The organism is Winogradskya consettensis (assembly GCF_018332715.1).
Classification (GTDB): Bacteria; Actinomycetota; Actinomycetes; order Mycobacteriales; family Micromonosporaceae; genus Actinoplanes; species Actinoplanes consettensis.
In genome coordinates, this window is sequence record NZ_BOQP01000046.1 from 211,628 (window position 1) to 224,186 (window position 12,559).

A 12,559-nucleotide genomic window follows, 5' to 3' on the forward strand; every position below is an offset into this window, starting at 1 on the left:
CCCCACGGAGCGTCAGTCGAGGGTGAGGTTGCGGCCGTCGGAGGGGTCGAAGAGATGGATCTTGCCGAGGTTGAGCCAGATGCGGGCGTCGGCACCCTCGCGGACGCGGGACTCCGCCGAGAGCCGGGTGACCAGGCCGCCCTGGTCGGGCAGGTCCGCGCCGCCGGCGTCCGCGGCCAGGTCGGCTAGATCCGCTGACGCCAGGTCCGGCTTTCCGCCCTCGACGGTGAAGTAGACGTACTTGTCGGAGCCCATGGACTCGACGAGATCGACCGGCAGGGTGAACTCGAACCCGCGCGGGCGCAGCGCCTCCTCGACCAGCCGGGCGTCCTCGAAGTGCTCGGGGCGGATCCCGAGCACCAGGTCCTTCGGTGCGTCGTCCTTGACCGGGATCGGCAGGTCACCGATCGGGGTGTGCAGACCGCCGGAAAAGACCGTGGCGGGGAGGAAATTCATCGAGGGGGAGCCGATGAACCCGGCGACGAACAGGTTGACCGGCTTGTCGTAGAGCGTCTGCGGGTCGCCGACCTGCTGGATGTGACCGGCGCGCATCACGACCACCCGGTCGCCGAGCGTCATCGCCTCGGTCTGGTCGTGGGTGACGTAGACCGTGGTGGTGCCGAGCTGCTTCTGCAGACGCGATACCTGCGTACGCATCTGCACCCGCAGTTTGGCGTCCAGATTGGACAAAGGCTCGTCCATCAGGAAGGCCTTGGGGTTACGCACGATCGCGCGGCCCATGGCGACCCGCTGGCGCTGCCCGCCGGAGAGGTTCGCCGGTTTGCGGTCGAGGTAGTCGGTCAGTTCGAGGACCTTCGCGGCCTCGCCGACCTTCTTGTCGATCTCCGCCTTCGGGAGTTTGGCGAGCTTCAGGGGGAAGCCCATGTTGTCGCGCACGGTCATGTTCGGATACAGCGCGTACGACTGGAACACCATCGCGATGTCCCGGTCCTTGGGTGCCTTGTCGTTGACGCGTTCGCCGCCGATGCGCAGCTCGCCGGTCGTGATGTCCTCCAGGCCGGCGATCATGTTGAGGGTCGTGGACTTCCCGCAGCCGGACGGGCCGACCAGGATGATGAACTCGCCGTCCGCGATCTCCAGGTCGATGCCGTGCACCGCGATCGTGCCGTCGGGATAGCTCTTGGTCACCTTGTCGAGAACGATGTCAGCCATGGGTACTTATCCCTTCACGGCGCCGGAGGTGAGACCCGCGACGATGCGCTTCTGGAAGAACAGCACGAAGAGGATGATCGGGATCGTGATGACCACGGCGGCCGCGGAGATCGCGCCGGTCGGGTCCTCGAACTGCGAGGCGCCGGTGAAGAACGACAGCGCCACCGGGACCGTGCGGGACTGCTCGGTCGAGGTCAGGGAGATGGCGAAGAGGAAGTCGTTCCAGCAGAAGATGAAGACCAGGATCGCGGTGGTGAAGACGCCCGGTGCGGCGAGCGGGGCGATCACCCGGCGGAACGCCTCACCCTGGGTCGCACCGTCCATCTTGGCTGCCTTCTCCAGGTCCCACGGGATCTGTTTGAAGAATGCCGACAACGTGTAGATCGCCAGCGGCAGCGCGAACGTGATGTAGGGCAGGATCAGTCCCGGCCACGTGTCGAACAGCCCGGTCTGCCGCTCGATGTTGAACAACGGCGAGACCAGTGACACCTGGGGGAACATCGCGATCAGCAGGGAGACCCCGACGAGCAGGCCCTTGCCCGGGAAGTCCAGGCGGCTGATCGCGTATGCGGCCATCGTGCCGAGAACCACCGCGATGAGGGTCGAGATGAGGGCGATCCCGATCGAGTTCACGAGGGCGCGTACGAACTGGTCGGTCTGGAAAATGGTCCGGTAGTTGTCCAGGGTCCATTCGCGGGGGATGAAGTTGCCGTCGGTCAGCGTGGCCGTGGTCTTGAACGACAGCGACACGATCCACAGCACCGGAACGATCGCGAAAACCACGACGAGCGCGTCCAGCAATCCCCACTTGAGCTTGACGGGCATCAGCGTTTCCCCTCGTCGCCGGCCCCGGGAGCGGCCGTGCCGAACAGCTTCACGAAGATGAACGCGATGATCGCCACGGTGAGGAAGATGAGCACCGACATCGTCGAGCCGATGCCGAGATTCAACCCCTTCATGAGATTGTCGTACGCGATGATCGACACCGATCGCGTATCGTTCGCGCCGTTCGTGAGCACGTAGATGTTGTCGAACACCCGCAGCGCGTCGAGCGTGCGGAACAGCAACGCCACCAGAATGGCCGGTTTCATCACCGGGAGCATGACCCGCACGAACCGTTGCCACGCGCTCGCGCCGTCCATCGACGCCGCCTTGAGCAGATCCTCGGGCACCAGCGCCAGCCCGGCCATGAGCAGCAGCGCCATGAACGGCGTCGTCTTCCAGATCTCGGCCACGATGATGATCGCGAGGGCGCTGGCCCGCTCGGTCAGCGGTGCCCCGTCCGGCGTGACCAGGTTCGCGAGGTATCCGGTGCCGGGTGTCCACGCGTAGCGCCAGCTGAACGCCGCGACCACCGTGACGATGCCGTAGGGGATCAGCGCCGACGTGCGGACGAGGCCCCGCCCGATCAGGGTCCGGTGCATGATCAGCGCGAGTCCCATGCCGAGCACCAGCTCGAAGACGACCGAGATGACGGTGATCAGCATCGTGATGCCGAACGCGCTCCACCAGTAGCCGTTGCCGAGCACGGTCACGTAATTGTCGAACCAGACGAATTCCCGGTCGCCGGGGAACTTCAGGTCGTAGCGCTGCAGCGAGAGCCAGAACGAATACAGGATGGGGTACGCGGTGACCGCGACCATCACGATCGCCGCCGGCGCGCAGAGCAGCCAGCCGAGCCGGCGTTCCTGCCGTTTGCCCTCACTCAGAGCGACCTTTTTCGGCCTTTCCAACAGGGCCGTCACGGGAGCACCCCCTTGGAGTCGATGGCGTCCTGGATCGCCTTCTTCAACTCCGCGGCGGTCCGTGCGGGATCGATCGCGGAAGGCGGCGACAACTGCGCGGCCACCACGGTCGAGACGTTCTGATAGGCCGGCGTCAGCGGTCGCGGCGCCGCGTCCTTGAGCTCGTCGAGAATGGCCTGCTTCATCGGGTACGCCTTCGTCATCTCGGGATCGGCGTAGACGCTCTCGATCGACGGCGGCTGCCCGGCCTTGATGGCGAGGAATTTCTGGTTGGCGGCGTTCCGCAGGCATTTCACGGCGTCGACAGCCAGATCCGGATGCCTGCTGTACGCGCTGACCGCCAGATTCGAGCCCCCGATCGTGACCCGGCTCGGCGTGCCCGCGTCGATCGCGGGATACCGGGCCCACGTGACGTTCGGCGCCAGTTGCGGCGCGTCGCTCTGCAGGGCCGAATACACGTACGGCCAGTTGAGCTGGAACGCCCCGTCGCCGTTCTGGAATGCGAGCCGCACATCGTCCTCGATGGAGTTGGAGAACGACGCGCTCGTCACGCCCGCGGTGGCGAACTGCCGCATGACGCGCAGCGCGGTGACCGTACCCTCATCCATGACCGCTGTTTTGCCGTCGTCACTGACCACGTGCCCGCCGGCGCTGGCGACGAGGTTGTTGAAGAGCACGACCAGGCCCTCGTACTGCGCGCCCATCGTGAGCACCTGCGACGGTTTGCCCTCGGCCTTCAGCTTCAGGGACGCCTGGATCATCTCGTCCCACGTCGCCGGCGGGGTGGGTACGAGATCCTTGCGGTACCAGAGCAGTTGCACGTTGGTGTTGTTCGGGGCGGCGTACAGCTTGCCGTCGTAGGTGGCGGAGGCCAGCGGGCCGGCGAGCGTGCCCTCCTCGATCTCGGCGCGGTCGGCGCCGGTGAAGTCCTTGATCCAGTGCGCGCTGGCGAACTCCTGGGTCCAGGTCACGTCGAGGCCGAGGATGTCCATGCTGTCGTCCTCGGCGGCCAGCCGGCGCACCATCTGCACGCGCTGGTCGTCGGCGGCCCGGGGGAGGACCTGGTACGCGATCTCGTAGCGGCCGGCCGCCGCCTGGTTGCAGGTGTCGATGACGGTCTGCATGTCCTGCACGGGGAACTGGTAGAGGTTGAGGGTGGGTATCCCGCCCTCGTCGTCGGATCCGCAGGCGGCCAGCGGGGTGAGCAGCATCGTCGCGGCCGCCGCTGCGGCTATTCGTCGGGCAAGTGCCATGGACCCTCCAAGGTGATCTAGGTCACACAGGTCACGTGCGATCACCCTGCCCCGGCTGCTCACGAAACAAACCCGTAACCTTCGATCTCTTGTCACCCGATCCAGATCTCTTGGCACCCGGCTCGGTCAGGCGGTTTGCCGACGGAGCCATGATGGGTATTCGCGCGTTGTCTTCAGTAGTTGTCAGACATAAAGCCGGGGGAGAGCTCACCATGGTCGAGCCACACGTCACTTTGGACCCGAACAGCCTCAGCCCGGTCGAGGAGAAGCTCCGCGGCCCGCTGGAGCAGCAGCTCACGTCGGCGATGCAGGCCGCCACCGACAAGGTCTCCCACGAGTACGCGGGGGAGCCCGTCGACACGGTCGCCACCGAGATCCTCGACGAGACCAAAGCCGGTCTGCACCACGACATCGCCGACGGTTTCGTGCCGGACCAGCGCGAGTTGCGCCGGGTGGCCGAGGCGATCGTGCGCGAGGGCTGACATCCGTTCGGGAGTGCGCCGGCCTCGCGCTGGCGCACACCCGATACCGTTTCGCCCATGTCGACGTCCGATACGGCGTTCATCGTCTTCGAGCTCGCCGCGGCCGCGCTGGCCATCACCCTCGCGGTGATCCTGCTGGTCCGCCGGCACCGGGCCGCGGGCGGTCCCGTTCACCTCTGGCGCAAGCAGCCCGTGTCGGCCCCCGGGATGCTCGCCACGATTGAGCTCCTCTTCGGCTTCTGCCTGACCCTGCGCGCGGTCGACGAGCTGACCGGCGGCTCCAACCGCGTCCTGTCGACCCTCGCGCTGGCCGGTATCGTCTCAGCCGTGATTCTGCAGTTCGTCCGGGTTTTCCGCACGTCCCGCGTCACCCTGCTCTGACGGGTAGTCCTCCAGCTCGATGTCGGTGGCGAACCGGTCCATGAGCTTCATCAGCGGCTTGAACAGGAACGACACCGAGAAGAACGCGTTACGCGTACGCATCCCGAGGCGGGTCTGCGGCGCCAGCAACCGGCCCGCGCTGACCTGCTCGGAGACCTTGGCGTACCCGCGGAACTTCGACTCGTACTGCGCGTATGCGACCTTGTAGTCGCCGCCCGCCCGGAACAACTCGCCGGCCAGCACGTAGGCCCCGACAATGGCGAGTCCGGTGCCGAAGCCGCCCAGCGTGTTGCCGTACGCGGAATCGCCGAGCAGCACCACCCGCCCGCTTGAGTAACGATCCGTCGTCACCCGGCTGATCGAGTCCAGATAGAACTCCTTTGCGGCCGGGAGCTGCGCGATCAGCTCCGGGATCCGCCACGCGCCACCGCGGTACGCGTCGGCGACCAGTCGCTTCTGCTGCTCGACGTCGTCGCGGTCGTAGTCGAGCAGCCCGGACGCGAAGACGAAGAACGTCGGGGCCTTCGGGCCGCCGATCGCTGCCATCCGGCCCGGCTCGCCGTACATCAGGTTCTCGTCAGCGGCGTCCATGGTCGTGTCGGCGAGGGCGTAGTAGTAACCGAGGTGCCGCACGTAATCCGACTCCGGCCCGAACGCCAGCCTGCGGGTGTTCGAGTGGATCCCGTCAGCGCCCACGACCAGGTCGAACGTCCGGGGCGGTGCGTTGCGGAAGGTCACGTGCACACCGTCGGCGGTGTCGTCGAGCGTGCTGATCGAGTCGCCGAAGATGTACTCGCAGGTCGCCGACGTGCGGTCGTAGAGCAGCCGCGCGAGATCACCCCGGACGATCTCGATCTCCCCGCCGCTGAACTCACCCGGGACGATGGCGAGCTTGCGACCCCGCGCGTCGACCACGGTGCCGTCCTGCCCGCCGGTCTGCAGCCGCTTGACGTCGTCGAGGATGCCCATCCGGCTCAGCACCGTACGGTGGGTGACGCCCTTGAAGTCGACGGCCTGCCCACCCGGCCGCAGCTCAGCGGCCTTCTCGACCACCGTGACGTCGAAGCCGTAGCGGGCCAGCCAATATGCCAGCGCGGGACCGGCGATGCTCGCGCCGGAGATCAGGACCCTGGTGTTGTTCATGGTGGCGACGCTAGATCGGGTCGCTCACAGCGCACTGACACAGCGCTCACACAATGTTTGACGACCCGAACGCCCGGCCTGCGTGCACGGCATGCCGGGACCGCTCGGACCGCCCCCGTTACGCCTGCCGATGTGAACGATCGATCGGCGTAGAGCTACCGTCCCTTAGTGCGGGGGGCGTCGCCAGGGCGTTCACCGGGCGTTTGAGTGAGCGGGGGCGGCTTGAGCGGGGGTTCGGGGGACGCTTTGTTCGGTGAGCGGGTGCGGGCGCGCCGCCGGGAGCTGGGACTGACCCAGGAGGAGCTGGCCGAGCTCGCCCGGATCGACGTGAAGACCGTCCGCATGATCGAGACCGGGAGGCGTACGCCACGCCCGGCGACGGCCCGGATGATCGCCGACGCCCTGCGCCTCGACGACGAGGAGGCCCGCGGCCAGTTCCTCACCGGCCCGGCACCCGGCCGCCCGGTCCCCGCCCAGCTCCCACCCGACGTGTACGGGTTCGTCGGCCGCACCGCCCAGCTGCGCGCCCTCGACACGATCACCACGGTCGCCGGTGGCCGTCCGGTGGCGGTGGCGATCTCGGCGCTGTCCGGGGCCGCCGGAATCGGCAAGACCACCCTCGCCGTGCACTGGGCGCACCAGGCCCGCGCCCGCTTCCCCGACGGCCAGCTCCACGCCGACCTGCGCGGCTTCGACCCGGACGGCTCCCTGCGCGACCCCGGCGACGTGCTCTCCGGGTTCCTCGGGGCACTGGGCGTGGAGTTCAAGGAGATCCCCGCCGGGCTCGACGACCGGGCAGCGCTCTACCGCAGCATGCTCGCCGACCGCAAGATGCTGGTCCTGCTCGACAACGCCCGTGACGCCGCGCAGGTGCGCCCGCTACTGCCCGGCGCGAAGGACTGCATGGTCCTCGTGACGAGCCGTGACGACCTCGCCGGCCTGGTCGCCCGGCACGGCGCGCATCCGCTCGGGCTGCATTTGCTCAGCACCGACGAGGCGTTCCAGCTGCTGGCCCGCCGCCTCGGCGCCGACCGCCTGGCCGCCGCACCCGCCGCGGTCGAGGAGATCATCACCCGCTGCGCCCGGCTGCCCCTCGCGCTGACCATCGCCGCGGCGCTCGCCGCCACCCGCCCCGAAGTCGCCCTCGAGGACCTGGCCGCCGAGCTGCGCGACACCAGGCTCGACACGCTCGCGGTCGGTGACCCGGCCGGCGACGTACGCGCGGTCTTCTCCTGGTCCTACCGCACGCTCACCCCCGGCGCGGCCCGGCTGTTCCGGCTTCTCGGCCTGCACCCCGGCCCCGAGATGACGGTCGAGTCGGCCGCCAGCCTGATCGCCGAGCCGGTGGTGCGGACCCGGCTGCTGCTCGCCGAGCTGGCCACGGCCAGCCTGCTCAGCGAACCGCTCCCGGGCCGGTTCACGTTCCACGACCTGCTGCGCGCGTACGCTGCTGACCGGGCGTACCGCGAAGAGGAAGTGACCGCCCGCGAGGCCGCCACGCGCCGCATGATGGACCACTTCCTGCACACCGCGCTCGCCGCTGACCGGGTCTTCGCCCGCCACCGCAACCCGATCGCGGCCCCGGCGCCCGCGCCCGGCGCCCTGGTCGAGGAGCCCCCCGGCCGCGACGAGGCCATGACCTGGTTCCTCGCCGAGCACGAGGTCCTGCTCGCCGCGATCGACCAGGCCGCCCGCACCGGCAACGACGCCCACGTCTGGCACCTCGCCTGGTCCATGGCGACCTACCTGCACCGCCGCGCCCTCTTCCAGGACTGGGTCACCACCCAGCAGACCGCCATGGCCGCAGCCGTCCGCCTCGGCGACCGCGACCGCCAGGTCCGCACCCACACCGAGCTGGCCGGCGGCTACTTCAACGTCGGCCGCGTCGACGAAGCCCTCGACCACCTCCGCGAGGCCATCACCCTCTACGGCGCGCTCGGCGACGCCATGGGCCAGGCCGGCGCGAACCTCAACCTCGCCATCGTCCTCGGCGTCGTCGACCGCCACCGCGAGGCCCTCGCCTGCAACGAACAGGCCCTGATCTTCTACCGCCAGGCCGGCTCCGGCGAACACGAGGCCCACGCCCTCAACGCCATCGGCTGGTGCCACGTCCAGCTCGGCGACTACCCGCTCGCCCTCCGATTCAGCGAGGAATCCGTCGCCCTGCACCTCGAACTCGGCGACGACGACCACTCCGGCCTGGGCGCCGCCTGGGACACCGTCGGCTACGCCCACCACCACCTCGGCAATTACGACGACGCCCTGCGCTGCTACGCGGAAGCTCTTGCGGCATATCGTCGCGCGGCCGACCCCTACAACGAATCAGAGATCCTGACCCACATCGGCGACACCCACGACGCCGCGGGAGACCGCCCCAAAGCCCGCGACGCCTGGCGCCGCTCCCTCACCATCCTCGAAAACCTCGACCACCCCGACGCCGCCACCCTCCGCGCCAAACTCGCATCCTGACCAGCCCCGGGCGACCCCGGGAACCCGAAATGCAGGTCCGTTCAGCACTGCCGGTGACGTCACCTTCAACCCGGACAACGTGCCGACGCCCACCCGGACATGATCGGCAGCATCCCGGACCACGTCGCCAAGGCCCCCGCCGACAATCTCCTGCATCTCGCACAACAAGCCGTCGCGGCAGCGGCCCCTGGTCGCCGCCCCGGCCATCGGCGACGCCGCCGGAATCCTTTCACTTTCCGTGCAATTGATCATCACGCGAGTCGGATGCCGGTGCGCGGATCTGCCGAGATCAGTGCGTCAGCCTCTCTCGGCGAGGATGCGAAGGCGAAGGCCGGTCTGGACGGATCGGCCTTCAGCCGGCGTTACTGATGAGTCAATTTGGCTCCCTTGGTTCGATTGCAGCGCCAGCAGAGCGTCTGTAGGTTGTCAGGCTCACTAAGGCCACCCTTGGACACCGGGACGATGTGGTCAACCTCGAGAAGAAGGTGCGGTTCGGCTGCAACCGAGATGCCGCACTTCAAACAGGAATTATTATCGCGATCTTTGATCCAGCCACGCAGCCGGGCTGTCATCAACGCACGCTGACCGGCTGCCGACTTTGCCCAGCGGATTTTCTCGACCAGCGTTTCAGAAAGCGCATCCAGAGTCGGCGTGTCGAGTCGGATATCTGCCGCCTGGCCGCTGTTTCCGCCAGCGGAGGTGTACTGAAACTTATAGTGAGGGTAGGGCACCTCAATCGGCGACAACTCCACTCCCATCAGGCTCCAGAACTCGGCCGCGTACCGCCTGAGGACATACGTAGGCGGTTTGATCATCGCAACGATCCCAGCTTCTCTGCTCTGCACGTTACGAACGGCCTCTTCCAGCCGCGAGACGTCTTGGGCGACGCGTTGCACATCCGCAAGGGTCTCCTTGTCGGCCTTGATCGAGAAATACTTCATCAGGTACCTGATGGGCTCGACACTCGCATTGCGCACCACTTGCAGCGAGGCATTATGCACATGGGGTGCATGCTCGGCGACGTTACGATCGCGGCGATTATTCCACGCCGAGGTGTTCTCGAAAGTAGCTAGATGCGCATGCCGCCCCGTAGGCGAAGAGCCGAGCTCGAATGATCCATGTGAGCGAATTTCCGCTACGTAGCTCACGACATCATTGTGTTCCGCAACAATGGACATCACTTGGCGGCGCAGTTCCTGAAAATGCGGGGAATTAAAGTATCGGTTCTTGCGTACCCGCCAGATGATTGGGTTGGCGATCAGGATCAGCGCGAGAGCGAAAAAAAAGCCAAGCGTATTGGTGGCGCCGCCCAGTGCAATAGGTCCTGCGATCAGCAGTGCAATGAAGAGCGGTTTGGGCATCCTACGTCTTTCTCGTGCACTAATAAAGTCAGAGTCATCGTCACGTCATCAGGCGTTCGCCGACGCGCGCCTTGAGCGCTTCATCCGAAAGACTGCCGCCCCGTCACCAATTCTCCTGCGACGGCCGCGTGGTCCTCGACGCCCGCATGGCCGCAGAGGCGCACGATGCCTCGTTCCCGACACACCCGGAACAACGACTGTCCCGCCGCAGTGGCAACGAGGATGTCGACGCCGACACGGTCTGTGACCTGACTGGCGAATCCTGACGTTGTTGAGGTTGGCAATCGGTGCCGTCTCACCGGAGCCGGAGGAGCCAACTTGACGGGCTTGGTTCTTCCCGGTCGTAACCATCCGCTATCGGCAGCACGTCATAGCGGCTATGCACAGCGACGTCCACAGTGATCGGGACGGGACCCAGGGCTCACGTCGAGCCAAGTGGCTCAGCCGACCGGTCACACTGATCCGCCGTGGACCTCGCGCGGCGGCTGGCGGTAATCCGTCACGCGGCGTGACGCCCGCCAGCATCGGCCCGACGCTTGCTTGTGCGGAGTTGAGGGTGCCGGTCGGCTGTACGCTCTGCGGATGCTTGACGACGTGTCGCTGCTGCGCAGGATCGCCGCGGCGCCCGGAGGATCGAGCATCTTCCGGCAGTGGCCGAGTTTGACGTCGAGGACGTGGCACCGGCCGACGGCTTCACGGCACGGCTCTCCTCGGGCACGAGTCTCCACTTGATCGCTTGCGACGGTACGACAGGACGGTTTTTCCTCGTAGGTGCGGACGCGCCGTCGCGTCCTGTCCTGTACGCGAACTCAGAAGGATGCGTCGGCCTTGTCGGCCCGAGCCTCGCTGTCGCCCTCGCTACCCTGGTCGCCTTGCCGAACGGGTATGACTGCCAGTTTTCTCCCGGTGGCGGCGACCTCGGCCAGATGCGCAGAGCGCACGCATACCTGAGAACGGGATGCGGCAAAGACATCCTGAATCTCGACGAGACTCAGGCCTTCATCGTTGACGAACTGGAGCTGGATCTGCCCGCCGACCCGGTTCTGACCTTGTGGCAGTCGGTGCACGCCACGGACCCGACTCAGCCGTTCGTCGATGAAGGCGACGGCGGCCTGCCGTGGGGATCGCTTCTCCGTGAATGGACGATTGAGCGCCTGATTCGACACTGACGCCCACCAGCATCCGGATCGGCCTCGGGCAGCGTGCTGCCCTGCACACGGTAAGTGGCCGTCGTGTGGACGGCCGCTTTGTCAAGGACTGGCCCAGGTTGGTCAGCTGGTTCCCGCCGACCCTGTGGTGTGCTCACGCGATGATTACTGCGCCCGTGGCGTTGCTCGCGGCGGTGGCCGCTCATGCAGGGTTCCAGGTGTCGGTGACCGTATTGGTCTATCCGGCCCTGGCCCGTGTGCCGGGCGAAGGCTGGACCGTGGCGCATGCGGCACACAGTAGGGCGATCACTCCGCTGGTCGCCGTGGTTTATGGGCTGCTGGCGGCAGCCTCGGGGTGGGCATTGTTCACTGGGCCGGGCGCGTGGACCCTGGGCTGCCTAGCGGCGGTCGCGGTGGCGGTGTCGGTCACCGTGGTGCTCGCCGCGCCGGCGCACGGCCGGCTGGCCGCCGGCCACGACCCGGCGCTCCTTCAGCGGTTGTTACGAGCGGACCGGGTCCGGGCGGTAGCCGCCGTCCTCGCGACGTTAGCGGCAATCCCGGCCGTCTGGTGATGAGCAGGCCCCCTTGGCGAGCCATGCGGAGTCGGTCCACCGGCGGCCCGCCAGGCTTTGCGGTACCAGACGTCCGGATCTGTCGAGAGTGCGCGGTGGCGACGGAACCCCCTCACGCGCTGTGACGCGGACCGGCGTAGTCCGGAGTCGCGATCGAGCCGATGACAACAAGATGGCCGACGAACTCGTGGCGCGGTGAGCATGAGGATCGCCTCCCGGGATCCATCCGCCACCACTTCATGGCTATCCGAATACTCGCTATCTGCCATTCAAATTTGTGTGATCCCCCTCAACCCGACAATGGCACACCCGTACTTCCGATCATGAAAATCCCTGAGAACAATAAAAGAATGAAATACGCTCAGCTAGAGATCTTCACGACCGTTGAACTGGCGTGGATGCGTGACCCGACACGGCGCCGGAACTACTCCCCGGCAACCGAAGAGTTCCGGCGCGAGCACAAGGTTCGGCGGGCCTTCGGAAAAGCTCTCGGCCACACCACCCGCTTGCGGCGCGACTCTCCCGAAGCCCGGACACCGGACGGCAAGCTGATCTGGATCGAGGCCGCACGAGCGTTGTTCCGTGAGGCGAACTCCCACCGGGCACAGGCCGTCGCCGAACACGAGCGTGACCGCAGACGTGCCGCCGGTGACCTGTTCGACTGGGGCCGGTTCACCAACCGCTGGCTTGTGAAGTACGCCGCCGCCTACTGACTCATGAACACCGGACTCTGCGTCAAACCCTGGGCTTGACACGACAAGCAACGCGCGCGCATGAAAGCACTCAACCAAAGTCCACGACCGGTGACGAGGGGCGTTGCCCCCGGATCTTG

Annotated in this window: 12 protein-coding genes; 6 read left to right on the forward strand and 6 right to left on the reverse strand. The window is 66.9% G+C overall.

All coding sequences use genetic code 11. The annotated features are described in order from the left end of the window. Positions 1 to 12 precede the first annotated feature (12 nt). Genes Aco04nite_RS37965 through Aco04nite_RS37980 form a run of 4 tightly spaced genes read right to left on the reverse strand, consistent with a single transcriptional unit; the run spans position 13 to position 4,171 of the window. Positions 13 to 1,173: an ABC transporter ATP-binding protein gene (locus tag Aco04nite_RS37965; protein WP_213002054.1), complete on the reverse strand. Its 1,161-nt coding sequence runs from the start codon at positions 1,171 to 1,173 to the stop codon at positions 13 to 15. A gap of 6 nt (positions 1,174 to 1,179) precedes the next feature. Further along, positions 1,180 to 1,998: a carbohydrate ABC transporter permease gene (locus tag Aco04nite_RS37970; RefSeq protein WP_203834391.1), complete on the reverse strand. Its 819-nt coding sequence runs from the start codon at positions 1,996 to 1,998 to the stop codon at positions 1,180 to 1,182. After that, positions 1,998 to 2,918: a carbohydrate ABC transporter permease gene (locus Aco04nite_RS37975; RefSeq protein ID WP_244876591.1), complete on the reverse strand. Its 921-nt coding sequence runs from the start codon at positions 2,916 to 2,918 to the stop codon at positions 1,998 to 2,000. Before Aco04nite_RS37975 ends, Aco04nite_RS37970 begins: the two co-directional genes overlap by 1 nt. Then, positions 2,915 to 4,171, reverse strand: a complete 1,257-nt coding sequence (locus tag Aco04nite_RS37980) for an ABC transporter substrate-binding protein (RefSeq protein ID WP_213002055.1) — start codon at positions 4,169 to 4,171, stop codon at positions 2,915 to 2,917. Before Aco04nite_RS37980 ends, Aco04nite_RS37975 begins: the two co-directional genes overlap by 4 nt. A gap of 212 nt (positions 4,172 to 4,383) precedes the next feature. Between Aco04nite_RS37980 and Aco04nite_RS37985 the strand changes: the two genes are divergently transcribed. Next, positions 4,384 to 4,653, forward strand: a complete 270-nt coding sequence (locus tag Aco04nite_RS37985) for a hypothetical protein (protein WP_203834389.1) — start codon at positions 4,384 to 4,386, stop codon at positions 4,651 to 4,653. Between the two features lie 57 nt (positions 4,654 to 4,710). After that, positions 4,711 to 5,034: a hypothetical protein gene (locus tag Aco04nite_RS37990; RefSeq protein ID WP_213002056.1), complete on the forward strand. Its 324-nt coding sequence runs from the start codon at positions 4,711 to 4,713 to the stop codon at positions 5,032 to 5,034. On the opposite strand, the gene Aco04nite_RS37995 is transcribed toward Aco04nite_RS37990, so the two are convergent. Beyond that, complete coding sequence (locus Aco04nite_RS37995) at positions 4,975 to 6,177, reverse strand: FAD-dependent monooxygenase (protein ID WP_213002057.1); 1,203 nt, start codon at positions 6,175 to 6,177, stop codon at positions 4,975 to 4,977. The two genes, Aco04nite_RS37990 and Aco04nite_RS37995, sit on opposite strands and share 60 nt — an antisense overlap. Before the next feature lie 261 nt (positions 6,178 to 6,438). On the opposite strand from Aco04nite_RS37995, the gene Aco04nite_RS38000 reads away from it, so the two are divergent. Further along, a complete protein-coding gene (locus Aco04nite_RS38000) occupies positions 6,439 to 8,646 on the forward strand; it encodes an ATP-binding protein (protein ID WP_213002058.1) in 2,208 nt (735 codons plus the stop codon). A 362-nt stretch (positions 8,647 to 9,008) separates the two neighbouring features. Here the strand turns inward: Aco04nite_RS38000 and Aco04nite_RS38005 are convergent, their stop codons facing one another. Continuing rightward, positions 9,009 to 10,007, reverse strand: coding sequence for an HNH endonuclease (locus Aco04nite_RS38005; protein ID WP_213002059.1), 999 nt, complete (start codon positions 10,005 to 10,007; stop codon positions 9,009 to 9,011). Positions 10,008 to 10,657: 650 nt separating this feature from the next. Here Aco04nite_RS38005 and Aco04nite_RS38010 point away from each other — a divergent pair. The 3 genes from Aco04nite_RS38010 (at position 10,658) to Aco04nite_RS38020 (ending at position 12,440) form a co-directional block, all read left to right on the forward strand. After that, positions 10,658 to 11,176: a hypothetical protein gene (locus tag Aco04nite_RS38010; protein WP_213002060.1), complete on the forward strand. Its 519-nt coding sequence runs from the start codon at positions 10,658 to 10,660 to the stop codon at positions 11,174 to 11,176. Positions 11,177 to 11,316: 140 nt separating this feature from the next. Beyond that, complete coding sequence (locus tag Aco04nite_RS38015) at positions 11,317 to 11,727, forward strand: hypothetical protein (protein ID WP_213002061.1); 411 nt, start codon at positions 11,317 to 11,319, stop codon at positions 11,725 to 11,727. A gap of 350 nt (positions 11,728 to 12,077) precedes the next feature. Beyond that, entirely contained in the window at positions 12,078 to 12,440 is a 363-nt protein-coding gene (locus Aco04nite_RS38020; RefSeq protein WP_213002062.1) for a hypothetical protein, read from the forward strand. Positions 12,441 to 12,559: the final 119 nt, after the last annotated feature.

Excerpts from the sequence above, each read along its gene's own strand:
- Aco04nite_RS37995 (WP_213002057.1), bottom strand. The coding sequence starts at position 6,177 with ATGAACAACACCAGGGTCCTGATCTCCGGCGCGAGCATCGCCGGTCCC.
- Aco04nite_RS38015 (WP_213002061.1), top strand. The coding sequence starts at position 11,317 with ATGATTACTGCGCCCGTGGCGTTGCTCGCGGCGGTGGCCGCTCATGCA.
- Aco04nite_RS38020 (WP_213002062.1), top strand. The coding sequence starts at position 12,078 with ATGAAATACGCTCAGCTAGAGATCTTCACGACCGTTGAACTGGCGTGG.
- Aco04nite_RS38005 (WP_213002059.1), bottom strand. The coding sequence starts at position 10,007 with ATGCCCAAACCGCTCTTCATTGCACTGCTGATCGCAGGACCTATTGCA.
- Aco04nite_RS37980 (WP_213002055.1), bottom strand. The coding sequence starts at position 4,171 with ATGGCACTTGCCCGACGAATAGCCGCAGCGGCGGCCGCGACGATGCTG.
- Aco04nite_RS37970 (WP_203834391.1), bottom strand. The coding sequence starts at position 1,998 with ATGCCCGTCAAGCTCAAGTGGGGATTGCTGGACGCGCTCGTCGTGGTT.
- Aco04nite_RS37985 (WP_203834389.1), top strand. The coding sequence starts at position 4,384 with ATGGTCGAGCCACACGTCACTTTGGACCCGAACAGCCTCAGCCCGGTC.
- Aco04nite_RS37965 (WP_213002054.1), bottom strand. The coding sequence starts at position 1,173 with ATGGCTGACATCGTTCTCGACAAGGTGACCAAGAGCTATCCCGACGGC.
- Aco04nite_RS37990 (WP_213002056.1), top strand. The coding sequence starts at position 4,711 with ATGTCGACGTCCGATACGGCGTTCATCGTCTTCGAGCTCGCCGCGGCC.